Raw genomic sequence first — 25225 nt, 5'->3', positions numbered from 1 at the left:
GCGGGATGGAGCAGCCCGGTAGCTCGTCAGGCTCATAACCTGAAGGTCGTAGGTTCAAATCCTACTCCCGCAACCAGTTTTAGCGAATGACCGTTCGCTACTAAGCCCGCCTCCAAGGCGGGCTTAGTTGTGTTTAGCATCTCCAATAGCTTACCGCGTAGTTCAAGCGTGTGATGCTCCGCATCCCCGTCCCAGCTTACAACAACCGTGTCGATCAGATTGTGCAGTTCATCCGCAGCTGAGCCCGCCACGGCCTCGTCGCGGAGCAGCAACAAGAATGCCGATCTGTGGGCATAGAGGACTGAAAGTTTTCTGATGAACCGTTCCCAGCCATTCAGCGCAAATGCCCGTAAAAAAGGGCACCCGAAAGCGCCCTCTGTCTTGTCAGTGTTACCGCAGCCTTAGTACGGGCTGTCAGGGAAGTAGTAATGCTCGGCGTTTTCGGGTGTTGCGTCGATCGTGTAAACACCCGATACGGGAACGTTTTCCATGATGCCCGCCACGGTCATTTCAAGAACCGTACTCACCATTGCTGGCGGATAGAGCGCGTCGACGGGGATCATAGGATCGCCGTCCATGACTCGTTTGATCATGTCTTTGGAACCGGCGCCGCCGATGATGTATTTGATGTCGTCGCGCTGTGCTTGTTCGATGGCTTGAAGGACCCCAACAGTCATGTCGTCATCCTGACACCAGACCACATCGATATTGTCATATTTTGTCAGGTAGTACTGCATCACGCGGAACGCATCGTCGCGGTTCCAGTTGCCGAACTGGCGGTCGAGGATTTTGACGTTCGAACCTTCGATCCCCGCGTCGAAACCATCCTGACGTTCTTGGTCGATGGGGATGGGCATGCCACGGATGACAACGACTTTCGCATCGGGATCGCGCTCGGCAATGTACTTGCCGGCCACTTCACCCAGAGCGAAGTTGTTCCCTGCAACATAGAGGTCGCGCACGGAATTGTCGTTGACCGACGGCGCGCGGTCTACGAGGGCGACGAACTTGCCGTTGTTCTTGATCTGACGGATTGCGTTGACCAACGGGTCGGGATCGGTCGGCAGGATCACAAGAGCGTCGATGCCCTGAATTTCGAGGTCTTGCAGTGCGTTTGCCTGCGACCCTGGATCGGGTGAGGTCTCACGATCACGTCGAGATCGGGATAGGCGGCTTCGAGTTTCTCAGCCACGCGGTTTGCGTGATAGACGACGCCTGCGGTCCAGCCGTGGTCAGCAGCGGGGATGGAGACCCCGATCTTTGTATCGGCAGTTGCGATACCCGCGAAAGACACGGTTGCGAGCAATGCAGCGAGAAGTGATTTCTTCATTGTACTTCCTCCCTAGATCGGGCGCGTTACGTGAGACCGGCGCCCGTTGCGGTCTGTCTATGCCTTCCGTGACAGCAAGCGCTGAACCAGCATGGCACTGATGATGATCGTGCCTTGAATGGCGCCGATCAGATATTCGGAGATGAAGTTGGACAGCAGCATGATGTTCCCGACCAACTCCAGAATGAATGCACCGCAGATCGTGCCCCAGACACGTCCTGCGCCACCCTTGAGCGCGGTGCCTCCGACGACGACGGCGGTGATTGCTTGTAGCTCCCACATCATGCCGGTGGTGGCAGAAGTGGAGCCAAGGCGTGGAACGTAGAGCACCACCGCGATGGCAACGCAGATACCTTGAATGATGAAGGCATACATCCGCACGCGGTCCGCCATGATCCCAGAATAGCGGGCGACATCACGGTTCGATCCAACGGCGACCACGTGGCGACCGTAGCGGGTGCGATACATAATAATGGCGGCAACGACCGTAATAGCGAGGGTCATCCAGATCGGGAAGGGCAGGCCGAGGATGCGTCCAAAGTAGACGGGGCGATAGATGTCCTGCTGTTCGAAGGAACTCAGAGTAATCGCGCCACCCTACGACAGCCATGTCGTCAGGCCGCGAAAGATCCCCATGGTGCCGAGAGTAACGATAAAGGGTTCTATCCCACCCCAAGTCGTCACTGCGCCGTTGAAGAAACCACAGGCCGCGCCGAGGACAATGGCAACGACAATGGCGGCGAGCACCATCAGCCGCGGGTCTTCAATGATGCCCGAATTCATGAACAGGATCATCACCGAGGCGACAAAGGCCACCATAGAACCGACTGACAGGTCAAGGTCGCCCGGCGATATGACGAAGGTCGCGCCGATAGCGATGATCGCGATAAAGGTCGAACGCGTAGCCACATTGGCGAGGTTGGCGAGGTTGATGAAATTCGGGTTCACCAAAGCCCCTACGATCAGCAAGAGTATCAGGGCCACAAAGGGCGCCATGGCGCGCATGTCTAGGGATTGGAATGCCGATGCTGCCGATTTCCGTCTACGGTTTTGGTGTCGCCCACGTCTGTCTCCCTTGAGGTAGGTGCGGTCTTTTCGCCGCTCAACTCGCCTGCCGCAGGCCAGCGGCCGCGCGCATGATTTGGTTTTCGTTCACATCGTCACCGTTGAGGATTTCGACCAAGGCCCCCTCGCGCATCACGGCGACGCGCGTGCACATGCCGATAATCTCGGGCATCTCCGAGGAGATCATCACGACGGAGTGCCCTTCGTGGGCAAGCACCGAAATGAACTCGTAGTTCTGTTGCTTGGTGCTCACGTCGATCCCGCGGGTCGGTTCGTCGATGATGACAATCTGCGGCTCCATCTCCATGATCTTGGCGAGCAGGAGCTTTTGCTGGTCGCCGCCAGACATGCGACCGACAGTGATCCATTGATCGCGTACGCGAATGTCGAAGCGTCGTTTCGCGCGCTCCATGACCTTGGCTTCGCTGGCTGGGGAGACAAGACCGTGGCGACCGTGCAGGTGCAGTGATTGCAGAGTCAGGTTTGGGGTCATCATGTCGTGGAGGATCAGGCCCTTTCCCTTGCGATCCTTGGTCATGTAGGTCAGCCCCACGTCGGAGGAGGCGTCCATGTCCTCGGGCGGAAGTGGTTTTCCGTTGACGTGAACCGTGCCGCTCGTGCGCGTGTGCAGGCCCGCGACAGCCTCCATCAATTCCGTCCGCCCCGAGCCTATGAGGCCCGAAAATCCGAGGATCTCCCCGCGCCGTAATTCGAAAGACGCATTGCGAACGAAACCAGTCGAAACACCGTCCACCGTTAGGACAACATCGGCGTCGACATCGGGTTCGCGCTTCGTGGGGTAGAGGCTGGAAAGTTCGCGCCCGACCATGAGTTGCGCAATTGTTTCTCCGTCGAGATTCTTCGTGGGCGCTGTTTTCACCCATTGCCCGTCACGCAGGACGGTCACGCGGTCGGTCAGTTCCATGACCTCGCCGAGCTTATGCGAGACGAAGACGAAACTGGTGCTTTGGTCGCGGAGCTTGCGGACCTCGGCAAACAGGCGTGCCACTTCGTCTTGGGCCAGAACGACCGCGGGTTCATCCATGAAAATCACCCGCGGATTTCGGCTGATCGCCTTGGCGATTTCGACCATCTGTTTGTCGGCGCTTGTGAGGTCAGAGATCAGGGCATTTTAGTTGATCGAGGCACCAAGTTCATCGAGAGCCTTGCGCGTGCGGCGTCTCATTTCCGCGCGATCAAGAAGTCCGAACCGCGTGATCTCCCGTCCCAGAAAGAGACATTCGGTCACGGTAAGATGCTCGGCGAGGTTCATCTCTTGGTGGATCAGGACCATGCCGAGTGCCTCGGCCGTGCCATCAGGGGGCAGGACCACGTTCTCGCCATCAAGGATCAATTCGCCCGATGTGGGAGCTTCAAAACCTGAAAGGATTTTTTCCAGCGTGGATTTTCCTGCGCCGTTCTCCCCCATGAGTGCGTGGATTTCGCCCTCGCGAATGTCGAAGTCGATGCTGAAAAGCACGGGAACTTCGCCGACTGATTTCGATACCCCACGCGCAGCAAGCACCACGGGACGCCTGTCGGCGGCTGTGTCTTTTATAAGTCCTCCCAAGAGCTCCTCAACTCCCGTAGAGGAAGTCGGTAAACCTTTTCATCACCCATGTAAAGCTTTACATCCGTACGCCAAGACTAGCCACAGGAGGCGCTTTCTGCCAAGAGCTTTGCACGGTGGAGCGGAGATTTGGTCGGAGGAGACGCATTTGGCACCGAAGGGTCAGGCTACGATTGAGGACGTTGCACGCATCGCGGGGGTGTCGATTGCCACCGTTAGCCGTGCCGTTCACTCGCCTGATCGGGTCGCCAAGACCACGCGTCAAAAGGTCAATCAGGCCATTCTGGTCACGGGCTACACCACCAATGCCATGGCTCGCAGTCTCCGAATGGGCCGTTCCAACATCATTCTCGTTCTCGCGCCTGACATTGGTGATCCGAATTTTACGTCGACGCTCATCGGGATCGAAACACAGGCGCGCTCAATGGGACATGCGATCTTGATCGGCCATACGCAGAACGATCCCGAACGGGCCATCGACTACCTGCGCTACCTGACATCGCATAAAGCGGCGGGGCTGATCCTGTTTACGGGACGCCTGCCCGAGACGGATCTGATTAGTGCAGTGCCCCTGCCGCCTACGGTCGCGGCCTTCGAGCCGATCCGCAACACCGCCTACCCTTACGTTGGCGTCGATGACAAAGCGGGTGGGCGCAAGGCGACCGAGCATCTTCTGGCTGCGGGACATAGGCGGATTGCATTCGTCGGGGATGCTCAGGCCCGCGTTGCCTACAAACGGCGGCGCGACGGTTACGATCTGGCGATGGACGCCGCGCGGGTGCCGATGGATGACAGGCTGGTTGTCGAGGGGGACGGGTCGATCGAAAGCGGTCGCCATGCGGTCGAGCTACTTTTCATGCGCGACCAGTTGCCCACGGCCTTCATGTGCGTGAATGACAGCACTGCCATCGGCGTTATCAATGCCTTGGCGGCGCGTGGCTATAATGTGCCGCTCGATTTCTCTGTCACAGGGTTTGATGATGTGCCGCAAGCGACCTACGTCACGCCACCGCTCACCACGATCCGCCAACCGCGCTCGATCATTGGTAAGACCGCAATCGAGCGCCTGTTCAAAATGATCGAGGGCGAAGACGGGGCGTCGGTGCCGCGCGAGGAGTTGATTGCTCCAGACCTGATCCTTCGCGGCTCGGTGACGTCCCCGAACGGGCGCTTTGATCGCTAAAGCCTCCTCCCTGTTTGTCGCGTAAGGGTGGCGTTGCATGTCCTGTTGGTGCCGCGCGGCGCTTCCCCTTTTCTTTGGTCTTGTTTCAAGGTCGGCGTGACCACTATCCTGCAGGAGTTCGAAACGCAGGGGCTTGCGGGTGTTGAGGCTGTTGGGGATGCGCTTGAGGCGGAAACCAACAGTGACGCGTGCCGCCCCGAGATCGCCGCGCATTTTGCGTGGAGAGACAGGAAGGAAGTCGCTGTATGACACTCGCCAGCCATGTGCGTACGCTCGGGCGCGGGCCAGGGCGCTCGCGCTCATTGGCATTTGACGAGGCGCGGGATGCGATGGCCGAAATGCTGTCCGGTGATGCCGCGCCTGAATCTGTGGGCGCACTTTTGATGCTCTTGCGGATGAAGGGCGAGGAGACGCAGGAGATTGCGGGCTTTGTCTCTGCTGCCCAAGAGAGCCTGCCAGAATTGCCGCCAGTGGATCTGGATTGGTCGAGCTATGCGGCAGGGCGCACGCGGGGTCTGCCGTGGTTTCTTCTCTCAGCGCGTCTGGTCGCGGCGAGTGGTCATCGCGTTTTGATGCACGGATTTAACGGGATTGACGGGGCGGTGCGCGACGGGCTGGCACCCGCAGGTGTGCCCGTTGCCGAAGCGCCAACCGAAGTGGGGCGGCTGCTTGATGCGGACAACCTTGCCTATCTCCCGTTGGAGACCATCTCACCCGCCCTTTTCCACCTGCTTGGCCTGAGACCGAAGTTCAACCTGCGATCTTGTGTCAACACGGTCTGTCGCATGTTCAACCCCGCTCGCGCGCCGGTGAGTGTGCAGGGTGTGTTCCATCCCCCCTATCGCTTGCTCCAGTCGGATGCGGCGGCGCTCTTGGGGTGGGATGCGATGACGGTGATCAAGGGCGGCGGCGGGGAATTCGAGCGCAATCCCGCCAAGCCGGTCGCTGCCTTCGGCCTGCGTGGCGGTGCGGCGTGGGAGAAGACCGAGCCCGCTCTGATTGAAGTTGCAACGCGGATGAATGACGGGCCCGACCCAACAACGACACTTGCGGGCCTGTGGTCGGGCGAACAGCGTGACAGCTATGCGGAAGCCGTGGTGATTGGCACGGCGGCGCTGGCACTTGATGCGCTCGGTGTGGCAAATCCGCTGGACACCGCGCGCAATCTCTGGGACGACCGAGGTTAGCTTCTGCGTGATCCTGCCGATTGAGGAAGGCCTTCGATGAAAAGTTTCCCGATGTTTTTTCGCACAACCGAGCGCCGTATCGCGGTGATCGGAGGAGGCGAACAGGCGGCGCAAAAGACACGGCTCCTGCTCAAAACGGATGGGGAAATAGTGCTTTTCGCCCCCGAAATCGATGCAGAGCTTAAGGCCGTGGTCGACGAGGGGCGCGCGATCTGGGATCAATCGCCCATGCGCCCCGATCTTTTGGGCGATGCAGTGTTGGTCTTTGTTGCGACGGGTTGTCCTGGTGCGGATGCCAGCTATCACGCACTGGCGAAGGCAGCAGGGTGCATCGTTAATGTCGTGGACCAGCCGCACCTGTGTGACATCATCACTCCCTCAATCGTTGACCGTGATCCTTTAGTTGTGGCCATCGGCAGCGAGGGAACCGCACCCGTACTCGCGCGCCAAACCAAAACACGGGTGGAGGAATTGCTTGATCCCAGCCTCGGCGGGTTGGCTGCCTTTGCCGGTCGGATGCGGGGCGCGGTGGCGCAGCGTGTGCCACGCGAGGGACGGCGGGCGTTCTGGCGTTGGGTCTTCGCGGATGCGCCGCGCCGTGCGTGGGTGCGGGGCAGGGAGCGCGATGCGATTGCTCTGGTAAAAGGTGCCATCGACGCGGGCGGCGCGCCGCCATCCGCGGGAGAGGGTGTGTTGAGCTTCATCACCATGGCTACACCCGAACGCGACTTGCTGACCCTGCGCGCGGTGGAGCGGCTTCAGAACGCGGATGTGATTTTCTACGATGCCACGGTGAATACCGACGCGCTCGAACTTGCTCGGCGCGATGCGGAGCGGGTGCTGTTGGGCACGGATGGTGCTGCGATGGTTCTGGCAGCAGCACAAGAGGGGCAGTCCGTTGTTTGGTTGCAAACAGTTCCCACACCCGCGCATGAGGCGGAAGCGCGCGCGGCTGGGATCACAGTTGAGGTTTTGCCAGTCGTGTCCGAATGACTCGCGACGCTTTCCACATTCCCTGACGGACGATCGTGCGGGCGAGTGAGCGCAAGGGGAACTCGCTGCGGATCAGATCGAGTACCTCGTCCTCGTTCAGCCGCGCAATGCGGGCCACGCTCTTGTCCCATTGGGCTGCGTCATAGGTGGCAATGCGGCGGTTTGCGGCGAAGCCGATGCGGTAGTTTTTCCCAAAGGCTTTACGGCATTCACGCTCGTACCGTTCCAGCGGTGTGCGGCGTCCTGTAGCAAGTGTGTCGGCCAGAGCTGCGCCCAGAACCCTCCCGTATTTGATCGCGAACCGAATGCCTTCGCCGACCGTCGGCGTGGCGAAGTTGGCCGTGTCGCCGACGCGAATGACATTTCCGTGGAGCAGCGTTGGCGCGTAGGGAACGGAAGGGATAACGCCTGCATTGGTCTGAACCAGCGGGCCAAGCTCAAGGTCGTGGGCGCGGAGGAATTCGGGGGTTACAACCGTGTCGTAGACCTCGCGCGGAGAGATGTCGTGGTCGGGCTGGATGATGCCGACGCCGATGCGGATATGGTTGTTGGGTGCGGGGAAAATCCACCCGTAACCCGCGCGCACATCGCCACCGACGAAGAGAACCGCGCGGTCTTTCGGTGCAGAGATGATCTCGAACTCACGCTCGATCCCAACCCCTGTGCGTTCGGGGCGCGTGTCTATGCCAAGAGCGGTCAGCACTGCGTGCGGGGTGCCCGATGCGTCGACGATGTAACGGGAGCGAACGGTTTGGGTGTCTTTTGCCCCGAGGGCGCGGATCTCACTTTCGTAACCCTCGGCGGTCTCGTGTGTGGTGATGAATTTCGTGCCCGTCAGAATGGTGGCTCCCGCCGCGCGCGCGTCATCGGCGAGCCATTGATAGGTCGCGGTGATGTCGAGAACTGCGAGTTTGCGGCGGGTGAGGTGGTGGAGAGAGCGGGCGTTATCGGAGCGAATATCGAGTGTGTTGATGGTGTTGTAGAGATGGGGCGGGACACCGAGCGCCTCCATATCGTCCACGAAGGTGCCGCCACTGGTCCGCACAGGGCGTCCGATCTCGCGGTCTTGATGCACGACGAGCACACGGGCGTGGGGCGCAAGCGTTTGCGCCGTGGCCAGACCAGCCGGGCCGCCGCCCACAATCAACACATCACAGGTCACTGTCTCGCTTGGCATTCCGTCACCGCAAACTATTAACATCCGAACGCGCTTATACGCAGGCGGCACGCACTTGGCGAGATGGTGCGTGTGGCACTGCTCAATCGGCGGTTGGAATGGTGGGCGTTCTGACGCATAACGAGGCGGATTCAATGCGTTTTTCGAAAGGGCTGGCGATGACTGCTATTGACCTCATCATTTTTGATTTCGACGGGGTCGTAGTGGACAGCGAGGTGATTTCGGCCAACATGCTCATCGATGAACTGGTGGGCTATGGTGTCGAGATCGACAACGCATATGTTGCGCGGCACTTCCTCGGCCGCAGCTATCCCGTAGTGATGCAGCAAATCCGCGATGAGTTCGGTGTGGTCCTGCCGGACGGTTTCGAGGAGGACTATCGCGCGCGGCTGATCGCGGCATTCGAAGCAGGCCTGACGCCGATGCCGCATGTGCGTGATGTGATCGAGAGATTGGCTGTGCCTTATTGTCTGGCGACGAGTTCCAGTCCCGCTCGGTTGGAAAATTCGCTTGGTGTCGTCGGCTATACCGATCTGTTTTCGGGCCGGGCCAACACGGCGAGCGAGGTGAAACGGGGCAAACCTGCGCCTGATCTGTTCGAATATGTTGCTGCGAATGCGGGCGTTCCTCCCGAGCGGTGTCTCGTGATTGAGGATTCTCTGGCGGGCGTGCGGGCGGGTCTGGCGGCAGGGATGCAGGTCTGGCGCTTTGTCGGAGGGAGCCACCTCTCGGGCATGGACTATCCGCGCGATCCATCTGCCGAGCCTCATCGGACGTTTGCAAGTTTTGAGGAATTCTTCCAGATTGCACCACAGATTGAAAAGAAAGGCTGTGAGGCATGAGCAAGGACAGTGGCGAGGATGGTGATCGATCCGCGCGGGCATTGGCGGCGCGCGCGGCGTGGCTGTCGCATGTCGGTGGCATGACGCAAGACCAGATCGCTGTCGAGCTCGGCATTTCGCGCCAACGAGCCCAAAGGTTGGTGGCGCGGGCTGCTGCCGAAGGGCTGATCCGTATCCGTATAGATCATCCACTTGCCGATTGCCTCGAACTCGAACGTCGTCTGAAGCGCCGATACGAGTTGAATTCGGTGCGTGTTGCGCCAGCGCTCGGAGCAACAGCCGACCCGACGCACGGACTGGCGACCTTCACAGCGCCGCTTTTCGAAAAGCTGGTCAGTGAAGAGGTGCCGCAGGTCTTTGCGCTTGGCACGGGGCGGACGCTCAACACCATCGTGGACCAGATGCAGGCGGTCGATGGGGCGCATCACAAGTTGGTTTCGCTCATCGGGAACGTGTCGCCAGATGGCTCGGCCTCTTTTTACGAAGTTATCATGAAGCTCGCCGAAAAGGTGGGGGCGACATACTATCCGATGTCGGCTCCCGTGGTGGCACGCACGGACGAGGAAATGGCGCTCTATCGTTCTCTGCCGCATGTTAAATCCGCCCGCGCTCTGGCTGAACATGCCGATGTCGCGTTGGTCGGGATCGGGCAAATGGGTGCCGATGCGCCGCTGTTTGTCGACGGGTTCATTTCCGAACCTGAACTGTTGGAACTTCAACGTGCGGGGGCAGCTGGCGAGATTTGCGGGCATGTCTTCGACGCCGACGGCGTGCTGATCGATCACCCGCTCAATCACCGGATGGTCGGGGTCTTTCCGAGTGTCTCGGCAATGCGTGTGATGTGCATTGGCGGAGGTGAGAAAAAGATTCCCGCGCTCCGCGCCGCGCTTGGTGGCGGCCTGATGTCCGACTTGGTCACTGACGAGCGGACGGCCCAAGCCCTTCTAAAATAACCAAAACCCGAATTCCCCAAACTGCTTTGGTAGAAGCAGCTTGACAAGAATCATGGGATTGGTTGAATATTTGCCCATGAGGTGAGCAAATGCTCATTCATGACTGGGAGGAAACCATGACCAAAACGTTCCGCGCCCTATTGGGTGCAACGGCAGTGACGGCTATTGCCGCAACCGCCTATGCCGACACCATCACCATCGCCACCGTGAACAACGGTGACATGATCCGCATGCAGGGTCTGACCGATGATTTCACCGCGAAAACAGGCCACGAAGTCGAGTGGGTAACTCTTGAGGAAAACGTCTTGCGCCAGCGCGTGACGACGGACATTTCCACCAAGGGCGGTCAGTTCGACATCATGACCATCGGCATGTATGAAACACCGATCTGGGGTGCCAACGACTGGCTCGTGCCGCTCGACGATCTTTCCGAAGAATATGACGTAGACGACATCTTGCCCGCAATGCGCGGCGGTCTGTCCGTGGATGGTACGCTCTATGCAGCGCCTTTCTACGGCGAAAGCTCGATGATCATGTATCGCACAGATCTTATGGAAGCAGCTGGCCTTGAAATGCCCGATGCACCGACTTGGGACTTCGTGGCGGAAGCGGCGCGCGCGATGACCGACCGGGATGCGGAAATCTACGGCATCTGTCTGCGCGGTAAAGCGGGCTGGGGCGAAAACGTGGCGTTCCTCACTGCAACGTCTAATGCCTTCGGCGCACGCTGGTTCGACGAGGACTGGAACCCGCAATTCGACTCCGACGCATGGGCCAACACGCTCAACTTCTACATTGACCTGTTGAACGATGCAGGCCCTCCAGGTGCGGCCAACAACGGGTTCAACGAGAACCTCGCGCTGTTCCAGCAAGGTAAATGCGGCATGTGGATCGACGCAACGGTTGCAGCGTCCTTCGTGACCAACCCCGATGACTCGACCGTGGCAGACAAGGTCGGCTTCGCGCTGGCACCTGACGCGGGCCTTGGAAAACGCAGCAACTGGCTGTGGGCATGGGCGCTTGCGATCCCCGCAGGCACGCAGAAGGAAGATGCGGCCAAGCAATTCGTCGAATGGGCAACCTCGAAAGCCTACATCGAACTGGTTGCAGAGAAAGAAGGCTGGGCCAACGTTCCTCCTGGTGCGCGTATCTCGCTCTATGAGAACGAGAACTACAAGGACATCCCCTTTGCCAAGATGACGCTCGAAAGCATCCTCTCGGCTGATCCGAACAATCCGACGATTGATCCGGTGCCATACGTTGGTGTCCAGTTCGCTGCGATCCCCGAGTTTGCAGGGATTGCAACGCAGGTCGGTCAGGAGTTCTCCGCCGCTCTCGCAGGTCAGCAAACCGCCGAGGAAGCCCTCGAAAAGGCGCAAGAGTTGACCAACGAGGAAATGGAAGCCGCTGGCTACAAATAAGCCTCCCTAGGCTCGACGTCGGGGACCGTGCACGCGGTCCCCGATACTTCCGACGACAAGACACAAGCCAAGCCCGTTCCGCATCATTAGCGGGGTCTCGACGCGAAGGATCAGCGCATCCTTTGTCTCTGGACCGGTGACAGCCGATCTTATTCCGAGCTACCCAAGGAGCCCGACATGGCGACCCAACATTCGAGATCCGCGGCCCGCCTGATGGTCATGCCCGCAGTTATTGTGTTGTTCCTGTGGATGATCGTGCCACTGGGGATGACGCTTTACTTCTCCTTCATGGACTACCGCCCCATGCGCGGTGTCTTCGATTGCTGCGTCGGGTTTGACAACTACGCGCGGTTCATGTCGTCGGGGTCGTTCTGGGACGCCGTTTCTGTGACGCTCGCCATGGTCGGAGGCATTCTGGCCGTGACGGTCGTGGGCGGGGTTGCGCTGTCGCTTCTGCTTGATCGCCCGATGTGGGGGCAGGGGATGGTGCGCATTCTGGTGATCGCGCCTTTCTTCGTTATGCCCACGGTTTCTGCGCTGGTGTGGAAGAACATGTTCATGAACCCCGTGAACGGCCTTTTCGCGCACCTTTGGAAATTCTTCGGCGCGCAGCCCGTGGACTGGTTGAGCCAAGCGCCGCTCTTCTCCATCATCTTTATCGTGTCTTGGCAGTGGCTGCCCTTTGCAACCTTGATCCTGTTCACCGCGATCCAGTCGCTTGACAGTGAACAACTGGAGGCTGCAGAGATGGATGGTGCGCCCGCGCGCTCACGGTTCATCTACATCATTCTGCCGCACCTGAGCCGTGCCATCACGGTTGTGATCCTGATCGAAACCATCTTCCTGTTGTCGATCTTTGCGGAGATTTTCGTGACCACGGGCGGCGCCTTCGGCACCCGAACCCTAACCTATCTCATCTTCCAGAGGGTGATCGAGAGCCAGAACATCGGCCTCGGCTCCGCAGGCGGTATCTTCGCTGTCATTCTCGCAAACATCATCGCGCTCTTCTTGATGCGCATCGTTGGCAAAAGCCTCGACTCCTAAGGAGGACACACTATGACGCGTGCAGTCTCGCATCAGAAGAAAGCCTTCAACACCGCAGTCGCGTGGGGTGTGGCCTTGCTCATCTTCTTCCCGATCCTCTGGATCATTCTGACCTCGTTCAAAACCGAGGCCACAGCCATCGCCGATCCGCCCGTCTTCCTGTTCTTCGACTGGACGCTGGAAAACTACACGGTCGTGCAAGAGCGGTCCGACTACGGGCGTTTCCTGTGGAACTCGGTGGTGCTTTCGGTCGGGTCGACCATCATCGGCCTGATCATTGCCGTGCCTGCCGCATGGGCTATGGCCTTCGTGCCGGGACGTCGGACCAAAGACGTGCTGATGTGGATGCTCTCGACCAAGATGCTGCCCGCCGTCGGCGTCCTCTTTCCAATCGTGCTGATCGCGCGGACGTTCAATATCTACGACAGCTATGTCCTGTTGATCGGGGTGCTGACGCTCATCAACCTGCCGATCATCATCTGGATGCTCTACACCTACTTCAAGGAAATCCCAGGTGAGATCCTTGAGGCGGCGCGGATGGACGGGGCGAACCTGCGCAACGAGATCCTCTATGTGCTCACGCCGATGGCGGTGCCTGGGATCGCATCCACCATGCTGCTCAACATCATTCTCGCGTGGAACGAAGCTTTCTGGACACTCAACCTGACGACCATTGATGCGGCTCCGCTGACCGCGTTTATCGCCAGCTACTCCAGCCCTGAAGGCCTGTTCTACGCCAAACTTTCCGCAGCCTCCACGATGGCGATCGCTCCGATCCTCATCATGGGCTGGTTCAGTCAAAAACAACTCGTCCGAGGCCTGACCTTCGGCGCGGTGAAATAAGAGGGATTACCCATGGGACGCATCACACTTGACAAGGTGAGTAAAGCCTTCGGCGATGTCGAAGTTATTCCGCCGCTGGACCTGACAATCGATGACGGGGAATTCGTTGTCTTCGTCGGCCCCTCGGGCTGCGGTAAGTCTACCCTTTTGCGCCTGATTGCGGGGCTTGAGGATGTGTCGGGCGGCCAGATTCGCATCGACGGTGAGGACGCAACCATGGCACCGCCCGCAAAGCGTGGGTTGGCGATGGTGTTCCAGAGCTACGCGCTCTACCCGCACATGTCCGTGCGCAAGAACATTGCCTTCCCGATGAAGATGGCGGGCATCCCGAAAGAAGAGCAAGACCGCCGTATCGAAAGCGCGGCCAAGGCTCTGAACCTTACCGACTATCTCGACCGCCGTCCCGGTCAGCTTTCTGGCGGACAGCGCCAGCGTGTTGCGATCGGCCGTGCCATTGTGCGTGAGCCTGCGGCCTTCCTCTTTGACGAGCCGCTGTCCAACCTTGACGCCGCACTGCGTGTGGGGATGCGTCTGGAGATTTCCGAGCTGCACAAGCGCCTTGATACCACGATGATCTATGTGACCCACGATCAGGTGGAAGCCATGACCATGGCGGACAAGATTGTTGTGTTGCGCGCGGGTGTGATCGAACAGGTCGGCAGTCCGCTGGAACTCTACCGCACACCGCGCAACCTCTTCGTCGCTGGCTTTATCGGATCGCCGAAAATGAACCTCCTCGGCGGCGCGATTTCTGCGAAATATGGCGTAGCCACCATCGGCATCCGTCCCGAGCACCTGAACATTGACGCCAAGGAGGGCGCTTGGAAAGGCACCGTTGGTGTCTCAGAGCATCTCGGGTCCGACACCTTCTTCCACGTTGCGCTTGAGGGTGTTGACGAGCCGCTTACCGTGCGGGCTGGTGGCGAGGTTCAAATGACCTATGGCGATACTGTCTACCTCACCCCCGATGAGAAGCATCTGCACCGCTTTGGCGCGGACGGACTTCGGATCGCCTGAGGACGTCAAGAATAACAAGAAATGCGGGACGTGCGCTCAGGCACGCGCGGCGGCAACTGCGATCTTCCCGCGAGAAATGGACATACGGGTATGAAGCTTTCCAACGCCACACTCGCGGCACTTCCTGATCAGATCAAGCGCCCCACCTATGACCGCTCCTCGTTGAGCGCGGGGATTGTGCATATCGGTCTGGGTAACTTCCACCGTGCGCATCAGGCTTGGTATCTGCACCGTCTGATGGAGCAGGGAGCGGCGCAGGACTGGGCGATTGTCGGAGCAGGTGTGCGGCCCTACGACGAAACCATGCGCAAGAAGATGGCGGCGCAGGACTATCTCACCACGCTTATCGAGTTGGACCCCGCGAGCAGTTCTGCAGAGGTCACAGGCTCGATGATTGACTACGTGCCTGTCGAGGAGGGCAACGGTCCGCTCATTGAGCGGATTGCGCAACCCGATATCCGTATCGTAGCGCTGACTGTGACGGAGGGAGGATATTTTATCGACCCTGCCACGCAGAGGTTCGATCAGAGCCACCCTGATATCATCCACGATGCGACACACCCCGAACGCCCGCGCACCGCATTCGGCGCGATGGTTGCAGCCCTTAAGCTCCGTCGAGATCGTGGTGTTGGTCCCTTCACAGGGCAATCCTGCGACAACATTCAGGGCAACGGCGCGATCTTGCGTCAGACCGTCGTGACGCTTGCAGGCATGTCCGACCCCGATCTCGCCGCATGGATCGACGTAAATTGCTCGTTCCCGAACTCGATGGTGGATTGCATCGTGCCCGCCACGGGGCCGCGCGAGCTAGAGATCGCCTCCGACCTTGGTGTTGAGGATCAGGTGCCTGTCACCCACGAGAATTTCCGCCAATGGGTGATCGAGGATGACTTCTGCGCGGGTCGCCCCGACTGGGATCGTGTGGGCGCGACGTTCAGTGATGACGTGCATGCCTACGAGATGATGAAAATCCGAATCCTCAACGGCGGACATCAGGTGGTGTCGACGGCGGGTGAGGTGCTTGGTGTCGAAACTATCGCGGGCTGTATGGAGCATCCGTTGATCGCGGCGCTCTTTGACAAGGTGGAGCGCGAGGAGATCATGCCCAATGTCGCGCCCGTGCCCGAGTTCACTCCCGAGGAATATGTCTCCCTGATCGCCACGCGGTTTGCCAATCCGAAGATTGTCGACACCACACGGCGTGTGGCCTTTGACGGGTCGTCGCGCCAACCGGGGTTCCTCATTCCCTCCGCGCGCGAGAGCCTCGCGGCGGGACGTCCGGTCGAGGGGGTGGCGTTGTGTTCCGCAATATGGGCGCGCTATTGTCTCGGCACGCGTGAAGATGGTTCCGAGGTCGCACCAAACGATCCGTTTTGGGACGATCTGACTGCACTTGCGCAACGGGCGAAATCCGACCCCGCCGCGTGGCTGTCGATGCGTCATGTCTATGGGGATCTGGCTGAGGACGCAGGTTTCGCTGCGCCCTTCTCCAAATGGCTGACGCTGATCTATGCCGAGGGTGTCGAGGCCGCGATCAAAGCCTACATCGCCTAAGCGCGACGCAGAACGCGGGCCAAGGAAACTACTGCGAAAATCACGGCAGCCGTGCTCACGATCGTGGGCCCCGTAGGCGTGTCGAACTGATAGGCCGCGCCGATCCCGCCGGTCACTGACAGAGCGCCCACCCCGAGCGCGATCAGTGCCATCGCTTCGGGGGAGCGGGCAAAGGGGCGCGCGGCGGCGGCAGGGATGAGCAGGAGCGCAACGATCAGCAGCACACCGACGACCTTGATCGCGGTGCCGACTACAAGCGCGAGCGCAATGGATAGGCCCACCTGCTCGCGCAGGGGGGATATGCCTGCCGAGGCGGCCAGGTCGGGGTTCAGCGTGGCGGTCAGGAGCGCCTGCCACCGCCATGCGAGCAGAGCCAGAACCAGTGCCGCCCCACCCCAGATCACCGCCACATCGGTTCGGTTCACGGCCAGAATGTCGCCAAAGAGGTAGGCGTTCAGGTCGACGCGTGCCCCTTGGATAAAGGAAACTGCGACCAGTCCGATCGCCAGCGACGAATGCGCCATGACGCCGAGTAGCGTGTCGATTGCCAACCCGCGCCCGTCGAGTAGGGACACGGTCAGAGCCATGATAAATGAAACCGCCAAAACACCCGCAATGACCGAGATATTGAAGGTCAGGGCGAGGGCCACACCGAGCATGGCCGCATGGGCCGTCGCGTCGCCGAAATATGCCATGCGCCGCCACACAACGAAGCAGCCAAGTGGCGCCGCGGCGAGGACAACGCCGAGCCCTGCAAGAATGGCGCGCGTCAGAAAGTCGTCGAGAAGGCTCATGCCGCATCTCCCGTGTCGTCGTGTTGGTCGTGCTCGAGGTTGTTCGGGTCGTGGTGGTGTGTGTGACTGTGCTGGTGGCGGTACAGTGCCAATGCGCCATGCGTCCCTCTACCGAACAGGGCGCGGTACTCGGGTGCGGAGGCGACATGCTCTGGCGCGCCTTGGCAGCAAACGTGTCCGTTGAGGCAGACCACCCGATCAGAGGCCGCCATGACAACGTGCAACTCGTGGCTGACCATCAGGATGGCGGCGCCTGTATCTCGACGAACCTCTTCGATCTGGTCGTAAAAATCCGCAGATCCCGCTTGATCGAGGCCCTGAGTCGCCTCGTCGAGAATGAGCAGGTCGGGACGGCACAGAAGTGCGCGCGCCAGAAGGACGCGCTGGAACTGGCCGCCCGAAAGATCCGTCATGCGGTGATAGCACAGGTGCCCCGCGCCCGCGCGATCAAGCGCGGCATGGATGGTGGCGTGGTCCACGCGTTTGGGCAGGCTCATGAACCGCTTTACAGTGAGGGGCAGAGTCGGGTCGATATGCAACCTCTGCGGCACATAGCCGATCCGCAAATCAGGTGCGTGTTCTATTTGGCCCCGCGTTGGCTTGATCGCCCCGATGACGGTGCGCAGAAGGGTGGATTTTCCCGAGCCGTTCGGGCCTACAATTGTGAGAATTTCACCGCGATCAATGTGGAGGGAAATGTCATGCAGCACCTCCCGCCGACCAAGAGTTACCGAGATGTTTTTCAGTGTGATGAGGCTCATGCCGTTTCCTCGCAGGTGCAGCTCGGGCAGCGCCCCTCGATCTCGATCACGGCCTTTTCGATAGTAAAGCCCGTGGTCTCCGCCAAGGTAGCGAAGCGGCCTGTTTCGATATCGGTTCCCGCTTCGGCCACTGTTCCGCAAAGTCTGCAAATCAGGAAGGCGGGTGTATGGCACTCGTCGGGATGGGTGCAAGCGATAAATGCGTTGAGCCGCTCTACCTTATGCGCAAAGCCGTTTCGGGTCAGGAAGTCGAGCGCACGATAGGCGACGGGCGGTTGCGAGCCGAACCCCGCGTCGTGTAGCCGCTCCAATACATCGTAAGCGCCGAGCGCACGGTGTTCTTCCAACAGGATTTCGAGTGCCTTTTTGCGGACGGGGGTCAGGTTCAACCCATGATCCGTGCACATCTTCTCAACCTGCGTGACCGTGTCCTGAACGCAGTGGTTGTGGTCGTGTTGGGCGAATCCGACGGTGGGCATGGGGTTCTCCAGATGGGTAACGGCTTTGCAATTCCCTATAGAGGGGGATTGATGTGTTATACTATATCATCTATCAAGTCGCCTCGTCCAGATTTCACACCTCGGAGACCCATACGATGAATAACGTTCCGCTGTTCCGGTTCGCCCTTGCGGGCGTCATGGCCACCCTTTCCAGTCCGGCTCTTGCCGATGCGCCCAAAGTTGTGACTGACATCGCCCCGATCCACGGCCTTGTCGCGCGCGTGATGGACGGTGTTGGCACGCCTGATGTCCTTCTGCCCCCTGGAGCGTCGGCCCACCACTATTCGATGCGTCCCTCGGATGCGCGCGCAGTGCAGAATGCGGATATTGTGATTTGGACGGACCCGTATCTGTCGCCATGGTTGGGGGAAACACTGGAGGGTATCGCCCCTGATACAGAGCAGGTTGTTCTGGGCGGGGTCGAAGGTACCCTTCAACTGCCGTTCCGTGAAAGCGCAGTGTTTGACTTGCACGATCATGACGAAGATGAGCATGATCACGACGAACATGCGCATGATGGTCACGACCACGACGAAGACCATGATCACGACGATCATGAGGATCACGATCACGACGACGATCACGATCATGACCATGAAGCGCACGATGACCACGATCACGATGATGCTCATGACCACGACCATGATCACGAAGACGCAGAGCATGCCGATGACCATGACGAACATGAGCATGATGATCATGACGATGCTCATGAGCACGATCACGTCCACGGGCCCTACGATCCGCACCTGTGGCTGTCGCCCGACAACGCAATTCTCTGGCTCGACGTGATCGCACAGGAACTGGCCGAGATTGATCCCGAAAACGCCGAAACTTACCGCGCGAATGCGCAGGCGGGGCAAGGCGAGATTGCTGATGCGGTGGACGCTGTTGCCGCGCGCATTGATGCCCTCGACGACGTGCGTTTCGTCGTGTTCCACGATGCCTACCGCTACTTCGAAGACCGTTTCGGCATTGAGGCCGTTGGTGCCATCTCGATTAGCGACGCATCCGCGCCCAGCCCCAAGCGTCTCAGCGAAGTGCGTGACGCGGTCAAAGATGCGGGCGTGAACTGCGCCTTCTCCGAGCCGCAATTTTCGCCGAAACTGGTTGATGCTGTGACCGATGGTCTGGACGTGACGAAAGCCGTTCTTGATCCGCTCGGTTCGGACATCGCGCTTGGCAGCACCTTCTATGTGGAATTGCTCGAAAGCTTCGCGACCGCGTTCGAGAGCTGCGAGTAAATCGGCAACTGAGGATGTAAAGCGGAACGGCACCTGAGCGGGCATTTCTTTCGTCGCCCCTTGTTTGGCGCCCTGTGCCGCTTTACATCCACCTCATGAACCGATTAGTTCCCTTCCGAAAATCGCCGCCGCGCGTAAACGTGGTGCGCCTTCACGGCGCTGTTACAACACGTCGCGGCGGTCTTAATGACGTCACGCTCGCGCCCGTAATCGAGCGTGCGTTTCGCAAGGGGAAGCCTGCTGCCGTGGCGCTTTCGATCAACTCGCCTGGCGGTTCCCCTGTCCAATCCTCCCTTATCGGCGCGCGGATTGCGCGGCTGGCGAAGGAAAAAGGCGTGCGCGTCTATGCCTTCATCGAGGATGTCGCGGCGTCGGGTGGTTATTGGATCGCTTGTGCCGCCGACGAAATATTTGCCGATCACAGCTCGATTATCGGCTCGATTGGCGTCATCTCGGCAGGTTTCGGCTTCGACGATTTCATCTCCCGCCACGGTATCGCGCGCCGCGTCTATACCTCGGGCGGCTCCAAGAGTCAGCTTGACCCATTTCGCCCCGAAAACCCCGACGATGTGGCGCGCCTCAAAGACCTTCAAGGCGACGTTCACGAGGCCTTCATCGCGCATGTCAAAAAGGCGCGCGGAGAGACACTTTCCACTGATGTCGAATTGTTCGATGGAAGTTTCTGGACAGGGCAACGCGCGGTCGACCTTGGGCTGGCCGACGGGATTGATCATCTCGTGCCGCACATGAAACACGTGTTTGGCGATAAGGTGCGCCTGTCGGTTTTCGGCCCGAGGCAGCCCTTTCTGACACGGTTCGGCGCGTCAATTTCCGAAGGCGCTGTGTTGGGCGTAGAGGAGCGTGTGCAATGGGCGCGGTTCGGTCTCTGACATGATTTTCAAAATTATCAGTCTGTTTCTCGTCTTCATCATGGTGTTAGCCGTATTCGGGCGCTTGCGTTTTCCTGGTCAGGCGAAACTTGCTTCGCGCAAATGCCCTGACTGCGGACGGTATCGGATTGGATCGGGCGATTGCGCCTGTCGAAAGGGGCGGCCCTGATGGACTTCCTGATTGCCTTAGGCGGGCTGGTGATCTTGTTGATTGCGGGCGACACATTGGTGCGCGGGGCAGTGAACCTGTCGTTGCGTCTTGGCGTGCCGGCCCTGATCGTGTCCCTGACGATTGTGGCCTTAGGCACCTCCGCGCCAGAACTTCTGATCTCGATCTCCGCAATCTATGACGGCGTTCCTGACCTCGCGCTTGGTAATGTGGTGGGGTCGAACACGGCGAATATCCTGCTCGTCCTTGGTATACCCGCCATCATTTCAACTCTGCGCGTGACCGATGACAGCTCCCGTGTGAGCTATTTGCAGATGATCGGTGCCACGCTTCTCTTCATCGTTCTGGCCTTTGTGGGCCCATTCACTTGGGTGTCGGGGTTGATCCTGCTGGGCGCGCTGACGGCGATGCTCCTCCATGCAGCCTATTCCGCCCGCTGCCATCGTAACGAAGCCATCGCTGCGGCAGCCTGCTGCGAGGAAGAGTTGGAAGGGGCGGACCCGCATATGTCGTGGTTCCGCATTATGACCTTCCTCTTGGTGGGCTTGATCGGCCTGCCACTTGGCGCGGAACTGCTCGTGCGGGCGTCTGTGAACATCGCGCGCGCCTTTGATGTGTCGGAGACGGTGATCGGTCTGACGCTGGTTGCGCTTGGCACATCGCTGCCGGAGCTGGCGACAACGGTCATGGCTGCGCTGCGCCGTGAAACCGATGTGGCGCTCGGCAATGTGATCGGGTCGAATATGTTCAACCTCCTCGGCATCATCGGTGTTGCGAGCCTCTTCGGGGATATTCCTGTCGATCCTTCGGTGCGGTCATTCGACATCTGGGTGATGCTGGGAGCCTCTCTCGTGTTGGGGGCCTTCGTGCTGCGAAAGGCCGATATCACGCGCACTTGGGGCATCGTTCTTTCGGCGCTCTATGTGGTTTATATCGCTTGGGTTATCGTTTAGCGCTCGCGCCGCGCGGTATTGGGGCACCACACACGAGGCCTGCTCATTCCCTCGATCTGCGCGCTTCTGCCGCAAGTTGTGCACGGGGCGCGAATTCCCTCCGCCTGTGTAAATAAAATGTAAATAGTTTCAATGGGTTGCGTGAGGCGCTCTAAAGTTCACAACAATTACAATGAGTTATTGCTGTGCTTAAAAAGTGGGCAAATCGTGGAAGCGGCAGCGTAGCAACGAAAATCTGCCGTTCACGAAAACTTATCTTCAGAGTTATCCACAAAAACAGTGGATGAGTTTCCTCTTGCGGTGGAGCCGCTAAGATTGCAGAGCGCATTGGGAATCACGGGCAGGGCCAAATGGACGCTGACGCTGGAAAAACTGAGCAGGATGCACCACCGCGCGGCCATGCGGTGATCGAGGGCTATCTGAAAACGCTTGACGGATCGCCGGGCGTCTATCGGATGCTCGATCCCGAACACAACGTGCTCTACGTCGGCAAGGCGCGACACCTCAAGAATCGCGTATCCAACTACGCACGCCCCCACGGCCACTCGCCGCGCATTGCTCGGATGATCTCCGAGACAAGCCAGATGATGTTCCTGACGACGCGCACAGAGACCGAGGCGCTGTTGCTTGAACAGAACCTCATCAAGCAGCTCAAGCCGCGCTACAACGTGCTTCTGCGCGATGACAAATCCTTCCCCAATATTCTGGTGACGAAGGACCACGATTTCCCCGCGATCACCAAGCATCGCGGCGCGAAGAAACGGAAGGGGGCCTACTACGGCCCGTTCGCCAGTGCGAGCAACGTCAATTCGACCCTGAACCAGTTGCAGAAAATCTTCCTCCTGCGCAATTGCTCCGACAGTGACTTCGCCACCCGCACGCGCCCGTGTCTCCAGCATCAGATCAAACGCTGCGCCGCGCCCTGTGTGGGCAAGATATCGGAGGTCGACTATGCCGAGCTGGTCGCGGAAGCGGAGCGGTTCTTGCAGGGCAAGGACACCGGGCTACAGGCCAAGCTCGCCAAAGAGATGAGCGAGGCGGCCGAGGCGATGGAGTTCGAGCGTGCCGCCGCATTGCGCGACCGTATTCGCGCGATGACCTCTGTGCAGACCTCGCAGGGCATCAACCCGCGCACCGTGCGTGAGGCGGATATTCTGGGGCTGCACATGGAAGGTGGGCAGGCCTGTATGCAGGTCTTCTTCATCCGCGCGAACCAGAACTGGGGGAATCGCGATTTCTACCCGCGTGTCGGCAATGACGTGTCTTCGGCGGAGGTCATGGGCGCGTTCATCGGCCAGTTCTATGACAAGAAGGAACCGCCGCGTCAGTTGATCCTGAGCCATGATGTAGACGACAAGGAGTTGCTGGAAGCCGCTCTATCGGAAGCAGCAGGGCATCGGGTCGAGATCCTCGTTCCGCAACGGGGGGAAAAGTCGGAACTGGTCGCGGGCGCGGTGCGCAATGCGCGTGAAAGCCTTGGTCGCAAGATGAGCGAAAGCGCGGCGCAGGCGAAGTTGCTTAAGGGCGTTGCGGAGGCTTTCGGGCTCGATGAGCCTCCCGCGCGGATCGAGGTCTACGACAACTCCCATATTCAGGGCGCACACGCAGTTGGCGCGATGATCGTGGCGGGACCAGAAGGGTTCATGAAATCCCAGTACCGCAAGTTCAATATTCGAGGTGACGAGATCACGGCGGGTGACGATTTCGGCATGATGAAGGAAGTTTTGACCCGCAGGTTCCAACGTCTGTTGAAAGAAGATCCCGAGCGTAAAGGCGAGAATTGGCCCGAACTATTGCTCATTGATGGTGGCGCGGGGCAGGTCTCGGCGGTCCATGAGATCATGCGCGATCTAGGTGTGACGGATATCCCGATGGTCGGCGTGGCCAAGGGGGTGGATCGTGACCACGGGAAAGAAGAATTTCACCGCATAGGCCAGCGCCCCTTCGCCCTGCAACGCAATGATCCCGTGCTCTACTTCATCCAGCGCCTACGCGACGAGGCGCACCGCTTTGCCATCGGCACGCACCGTGCGAAACGGTCCAAGGCCATCAGCGCCACGCCGCTTGACGATGTGCCTGGCGTGGGGGCTGCGCGCAAACGGGCGTTGCTGGCGCATTTCGGTTCGGCAAAAGCGGTGTCTCGCGCCCACCTTGCGGACCTCAAGGCCGTTGACGGAATTTCCGAGAAGGTGGCGCAGACGGTTTACGACTTCTTCCATGAGGGCGGATAAGCCTGTAAGCAGGATGCTATGACCTGGAATATACCGAATATACTCACCGTCTTTCGCTTGCTCTGTGCTCCTGGCATTGCGCTGGTGTTCTTGTTCCTGCCGCATCCTGTTGCTGACTGGCTGGCCTTGGGGCTGTTCGTCGGGGCGTCGTTGACGGATTTCGTGGACGGCTACATCGCGCGCGCGTGGAACCAGATGTCGCGCTTTGGGGCGATGCTTGATCCGATTGCGGACAAGGCGATGGTCGTTACCGCGCTTGTCGTTCTGGCGATGAATTTCGGCCCCACACCGCTCATCATTTTCCCCGCCGCATTCATTCTGTTGCGCGAGACATTCGTTTCGGGATTGCGCGAGTTTCTGGGCACGACGGCGGGGCTGTTGAAGGTCACGAAACTGGCCAAATGGAAAACCACGGCGCAGATGGTGTCGATTGCTATCCTGTTGAGTTACGGACTGTTTTCGCACTACGTCGGCATGGGCACCTTCGGCATGGACGGGGCCACGATCGACGGGATTCTGGCGGGAGAGATTGCCGACGAGACAGGGCTGCGGTGGAAGTATTACGGCATGGTCTGGTCCTATGGCGGGGGGATCACCCTGCTGTGGGTCGCGGCGCTTTTGACGGTCATCACGGGGATTGACTACCTTCGCAAAGCGATGCCCTTCCTTAAGGAACCTACCGATGATTGACGTGCTCTATTTCGCATGGGTGCGGGAGCGGATCGGGGTGCCTCGGGAGCGGGTGGAGACGGGGGCTGCGACTGTGGCTGGTCTGGTCAATGAGCTGAAAGCCCGCGACGAGAGATATGCCTTTGCATTCGGTGACTTAGGCTCTTTGCGCGTGGCGGTGGATCAGGAATTGACCGACTTCGATGCCTCGCTTGACGGTGCGCGTGAAGTGGCATTCTTCCCGCCGATGACAGGGGGCTGACATATGATCCCGCAAGTGCGCGTGCAGGCCGAGGATTTCGATCTGGCCTGCGAGCTTGAGGGCTTCGGGACGGGGGCCAATACGGGCGCAACTGTCTCATTTACGGGACGGGTGCGCGACGATACGGGCGATCTGCAACACCTTGAAATTGAACACTATCCTGCCATGTGTGAGGCGGCGATTGAGGCCATTGCACAGGAGGCTGTGACGCGCTGGGCGCTGACCGATTGCCGTGTCATACACCGCTTCGGCGCGATCCCAGTGGGCGATCAGATCATGATGGTTGCGACCGCCGCGCGGCACCGAAAGGCGGCATTCGAGGCTGCCGAATTTCTGATGGATTACCTTAAATCCCGCGCGCCTTTCTGGAAGAAGGAAGTGACCAAATCGGGCACCTCGTGGGTCGAAGCCAAGGATGAGGACGAGGCGGCGCTAAGGCGCTGGTAAAACACCGAAAACCCCTGTCGGACATCCGTCGGCTATGCGTCGGACATCTGTCGGACCCCTGCGCGCGTTGCGTTCATTCCTTCACTGAGCCACGGCACATGAAAAAGGCGCCCCCGCAAGGGCGCC

The 25225-nt window shown here is 59.6% G+C and carries 26 protein-coding genes and 1 pseudogene; 18 read left to right on the top strand and 9 right to left on the bottom strand.

The window, feature by feature from the left end; genetic code table 11:
* Positions 1-401: 401 nt before the first annotated feature.
* The 5 genes and pseudogenes from ACN0SC_RS11335 to ACN0SC_RS11315 all read right to left on the bottom strand — a co-directional run bounded on the left by ACN0SC_RS11335 (position 402) and on the right by ACN0SC_RS11315 (position 3965).
* Positions 402-1085: a substrate-binding domain-containing protein gene (locus ACN0SC_RS11335; protein WP_417249798.1), complete on the bottom strand. Its 684-nt coding sequence runs from the start codon at positions 1083-1085 to the stop codon at positions 402-404.
* Positions 1070-1330, bottom strand: a complete 261-nt coding sequence (locus tag ACN0SC_RS11330; RefSeq protein WP_417249790.1) for a hypothetical protein — start codon at positions 1328-1330, stop codon at positions 1070-1072. Before ACN0SC_RS11330 ends, ACN0SC_RS11335 begins: the two co-directional genes overlap by 16 nt.
* Positions 1331-1387: 57 nt before the next feature.
* Positions 1388-2239, bottom strand: a pseudogene (locus ACN0SC_RS11325) (ABC transporter permease).
* A 193-nt stretch (positions 2240-2432) separates the two neighbouring features.
* The gene (locus tag ACN0SC_RS11320; protein WP_417249789.1) at positions 2433-3440 is read right to left on the bottom strand and encodes an ATP-binding cassette domain-containing protein; all 1008 of its coding nucleotides are present in this window, start codon (positions 3438-3440) and stop codon (positions 2433-2435) included.
* Positions 3441-3527: 87 nt separating this feature from the next.
* Positions 3528-3965: an ATP-binding cassette domain-containing protein gene (locus ACN0SC_RS11315; RefSeq protein WP_417249788.1), complete on the bottom strand. Its 438-nt coding sequence runs from the start codon at positions 3963-3965 to the stop codon at positions 3528-3530.
* Between the two features lie 148 nt (positions 3966-4113).
* Here ACN0SC_RS11315 and ACN0SC_RS11310 point away from each other — a divergent pair, with 148 nt between their 5' ends.
* The 4 genes from ACN0SC_RS11310 to ACN0SC_RS11295 all read left to right on the top strand — a co-directional run bounded on the left by ACN0SC_RS11310 (position 4114) and on the right by ACN0SC_RS11295 (position 7328).
* Entirely contained in the window at positions 4114-5148 is a 1035-nt protein-coding gene (locus ACN0SC_RS11310; protein ID WP_417249787.1) for a LacI family DNA-binding transcriptional regulator, read from the top strand.
* A 96-nt stretch (positions 5149-5244) separates the two neighbouring features.
* The gene (locus ACN0SC_RS11305) at positions 5245-5397 is read left to right on the top strand and encodes a hypothetical protein (RefSeq protein WP_417249786.1); all 153 of its coding nucleotides are present in this window, start codon (positions 5245-5247) and stop codon (positions 5395-5397) included.
* On the top strand, positions 5394-6335 hold the full coding sequence (locus ACN0SC_RS11300; protein WP_417249785.1) for a glycosyl transferase family protein: 942 nt from the start codon (positions 5394-5396) through the stop codon (positions 6333-6335). Before ACN0SC_RS11305 ends, ACN0SC_RS11300 begins: the two co-directional genes overlap by 4 nt.
* A gap of 51 nt (positions 6336-6386) precedes the next feature.
* Complete coding sequence (locus ACN0SC_RS11295; RefSeq protein WP_417249784.1) at positions 6387-7328, top strand: NAD(P)-dependent oxidoreductase; 942 nt, start codon at positions 6387-6389, stop codon at positions 7326-7328.
* On the opposite strand, the gene ACN0SC_RS11290 is transcribed toward ACN0SC_RS11295, so the two are convergent.
* A complete protein-coding gene (locus tag ACN0SC_RS11290) occupies positions 7294-8505 on the bottom strand; it encodes an NAD(P)/FAD-dependent oxidoreductase (RefSeq protein WP_417249783.1) in 1212 nt (403 codons plus the stop codon). The two genes, ACN0SC_RS11295 and ACN0SC_RS11290, sit on opposite strands and share 35 nt — an antisense overlap.
* A gap of 134 nt (positions 8506-8639) precedes the next feature.
* On the opposite strand from ACN0SC_RS11290, the gene ACN0SC_RS11285 reads away from it, so the two are divergent.
* From ACN0SC_RS11285 to ACN0SC_RS11255, 7 genes are all read left to right on the top strand, one after another.
* The gene (locus ACN0SC_RS11285) at positions 8640-9347 is read left to right on the top strand and encodes an HAD family hydrolase (protein ID WP_417249782.1); all 708 of its coding nucleotides are present in this window, start codon (positions 8640-8642) and stop codon (positions 9345-9347) included.
* Positions 9344-10300: a sugar-binding transcriptional regulator gene (locus tag ACN0SC_RS11280; RefSeq protein WP_417249781.1), complete on the top strand. Its 957-nt coding sequence runs from the start codon at positions 9344-9346 to the stop codon at positions 10298-10300. The genes ACN0SC_RS11285 and ACN0SC_RS11280 overlap by 4 nt, the downstream gene beginning before the upstream one ends.
* A 116-nt stretch (positions 10301-10416) precedes the next feature.
* The gene (locus ACN0SC_RS11275; protein WP_417249780.1) at positions 10417-11721 is read left to right on the top strand and encodes an ABC transporter substrate-binding protein; all 1305 of its coding nucleotides are present in this window, start codon (positions 10417-10419) and stop codon (positions 11719-11721) included.
* A gap of 177 nt (positions 11722-11898) precedes the next feature.
* Positions 11899-12765: a carbohydrate ABC transporter permease gene (locus tag ACN0SC_RS11270; protein ID WP_417249779.1), complete on the top strand. Its 867-nt coding sequence runs from the start codon at positions 11899-11901 to the stop codon at positions 12763-12765.
* Between the two features lie 12 nt (positions 12766-12777).
* A complete protein-coding gene (locus tag ACN0SC_RS11265; RefSeq protein WP_417249778.1) occupies positions 12778-13608 on the top strand; it encodes a carbohydrate ABC transporter permease in 831 nt (276 codons plus the stop codon).
* Between the two features lie 12 nt (positions 13609-13620).
* A complete protein-coding gene (locus ACN0SC_RS11260) occupies positions 13621-14625 on the top strand; it encodes an ABC transporter ATP-binding protein (protein ID WP_417249777.1) in 1005 nt (334 codons plus the stop codon).
* Between the two features lie 90 nt (positions 14626-14715).
* Entirely contained in the window at positions 14716-16179 is a 1464-nt protein-coding gene (locus ACN0SC_RS11255; protein WP_417249776.1) for a mannitol dehydrogenase family protein, read from the top strand.
* On the opposite strand, the gene ACN0SC_RS11250 is transcribed toward ACN0SC_RS11255, so the two are convergent.
* The 3 genes from ACN0SC_RS11250 to ACN0SC_RS11240 are packed head-to-tail and all read right to left on the bottom strand — an operon-like array spanning position 16176 to position 18213.
* The gene (locus tag ACN0SC_RS11250; RefSeq protein ID WP_417249775.1) at positions 16176-16973 is read right to left on the bottom strand and encodes a metal ABC transporter permease; all 798 of its coding nucleotides are present in this window, start codon (positions 16971-16973) and stop codon (positions 16176-16178) included. The two genes, ACN0SC_RS11255 and ACN0SC_RS11250, sit on opposite strands and share 4 nt — an antisense overlap.
* Positions 16970-17734: a zinc ABC transporter ATP-binding protein ZnuC gene (gene znuC / locus ACN0SC_RS11245; protein WP_417249774.1), complete on the bottom strand. Its 765-nt coding sequence runs from the start codon at positions 17732-17734 to the stop codon at positions 16970-16972. The genes ACN0SC_RS11250 and znuC overlap by 4 nt, the downstream gene beginning before the upstream one ends.
* The gene (locus ACN0SC_RS11240; protein ID WP_417249773.1) at positions 17731-18213 is read right to left on the bottom strand and encodes a transcriptional repressor; all 483 of its coding nucleotides are present in this window, start codon (positions 18211-18213) and stop codon (positions 17731-17733) included. The genes znuC and ACN0SC_RS11240 overlap by 4 nt, the downstream gene beginning before the upstream one ends.
* A gap of 116 nt (positions 18214-18329) precedes the next feature.
* Here ACN0SC_RS11240 and ACN0SC_RS11235 point away from each other — a divergent pair, with 116 nt between their 5' ends.
* From ACN0SC_RS11235 to ACN0SC_RS11205, 7 genes are all read left to right on the top strand, one after another.
* On the top strand, positions 18330-19478 hold the full coding sequence (locus ACN0SC_RS11235) for a zinc ABC transporter substrate-binding protein (RefSeq protein ID WP_417249772.1): 1149 nt from the start codon (positions 18330-18332) through the stop codon (positions 19476-19478).
* A gap of 95 nt (positions 19479-19573) precedes the next feature.
* On the top strand, positions 19574-20368 hold the full coding sequence (locus ACN0SC_RS11230) for a S49 family peptidase (protein WP_417249771.1): 795 nt from the start codon (positions 19574-19576) through the stop codon (positions 20366-20368).
* A gap of 168 nt (positions 20369-20536) precedes the next feature.
* Positions 20537-21490 (top strand): calcium/sodium antiporter, encoded by a 954-nt coding sequence (locus ACN0SC_RS11225; protein WP_417249770.1) that lies wholly within the window; start codon positions 20537-20539, stop codon positions 21488-21490.
* 350 nt (positions 21491-21840) lie between these two features.
* Positions 21841-23721 (top strand): excinuclease ABC subunit UvrC, encoded by a 1881-nt coding sequence (gene uvrC, locus ACN0SC_RS11220; RefSeq protein WP_417249769.1) that lies wholly within the window; start codon positions 21841-21843, stop codon positions 23719-23721.
* Positions 23722-23739: 18 nt separating this feature from the next.
* Positions 23740-24411 carry a CDP-diacylglycerol--glycerol-3-phosphate 3-phosphatidyltransferase gene (gene pgsA, locus ACN0SC_RS11215; RefSeq protein WP_417249768.1) on the top strand — a complete coding sequence of 224 codons (672 nt, stop codon included), beginning with the start codon at positions 23740-23742 and terminating at the stop codon, positions 24409-24411.
* Positions 24404-24652: a molybdopterin converting factor subunit 1 gene (gene moaD, locus ACN0SC_RS11210; protein WP_417249767.1), complete on the top strand. Its 249-nt coding sequence runs from the start codon at positions 24404-24406 to the stop codon at positions 24650-24652. Before pgsA ends, moaD begins: the two co-directional genes overlap by 8 nt.
* A gap of 3 nt (positions 24653-24655) precedes the next feature.
* Positions 24656-25099, top strand: a complete 444-nt coding sequence (locus ACN0SC_RS11205; RefSeq protein WP_417249766.1) for a molybdenum cofactor biosynthesis protein MoaE — start codon at positions 24656-24658, stop codon at positions 25097-25099.
* Positions 25100-25225 lie beyond the last annotated feature (126 nt).

The sequence above is a fragment of the Celeribacter sp. genome, assembly GCF_048261515.1.
Lineage (GTDB): Bacteria > Pseudomonadota > Alphaproteobacteria > Rhodobacterales > Rhodobacteraceae > Celeribacter.
This window is presented reverse-complemented; position numbering and strand designations above follow the sequence as displayed.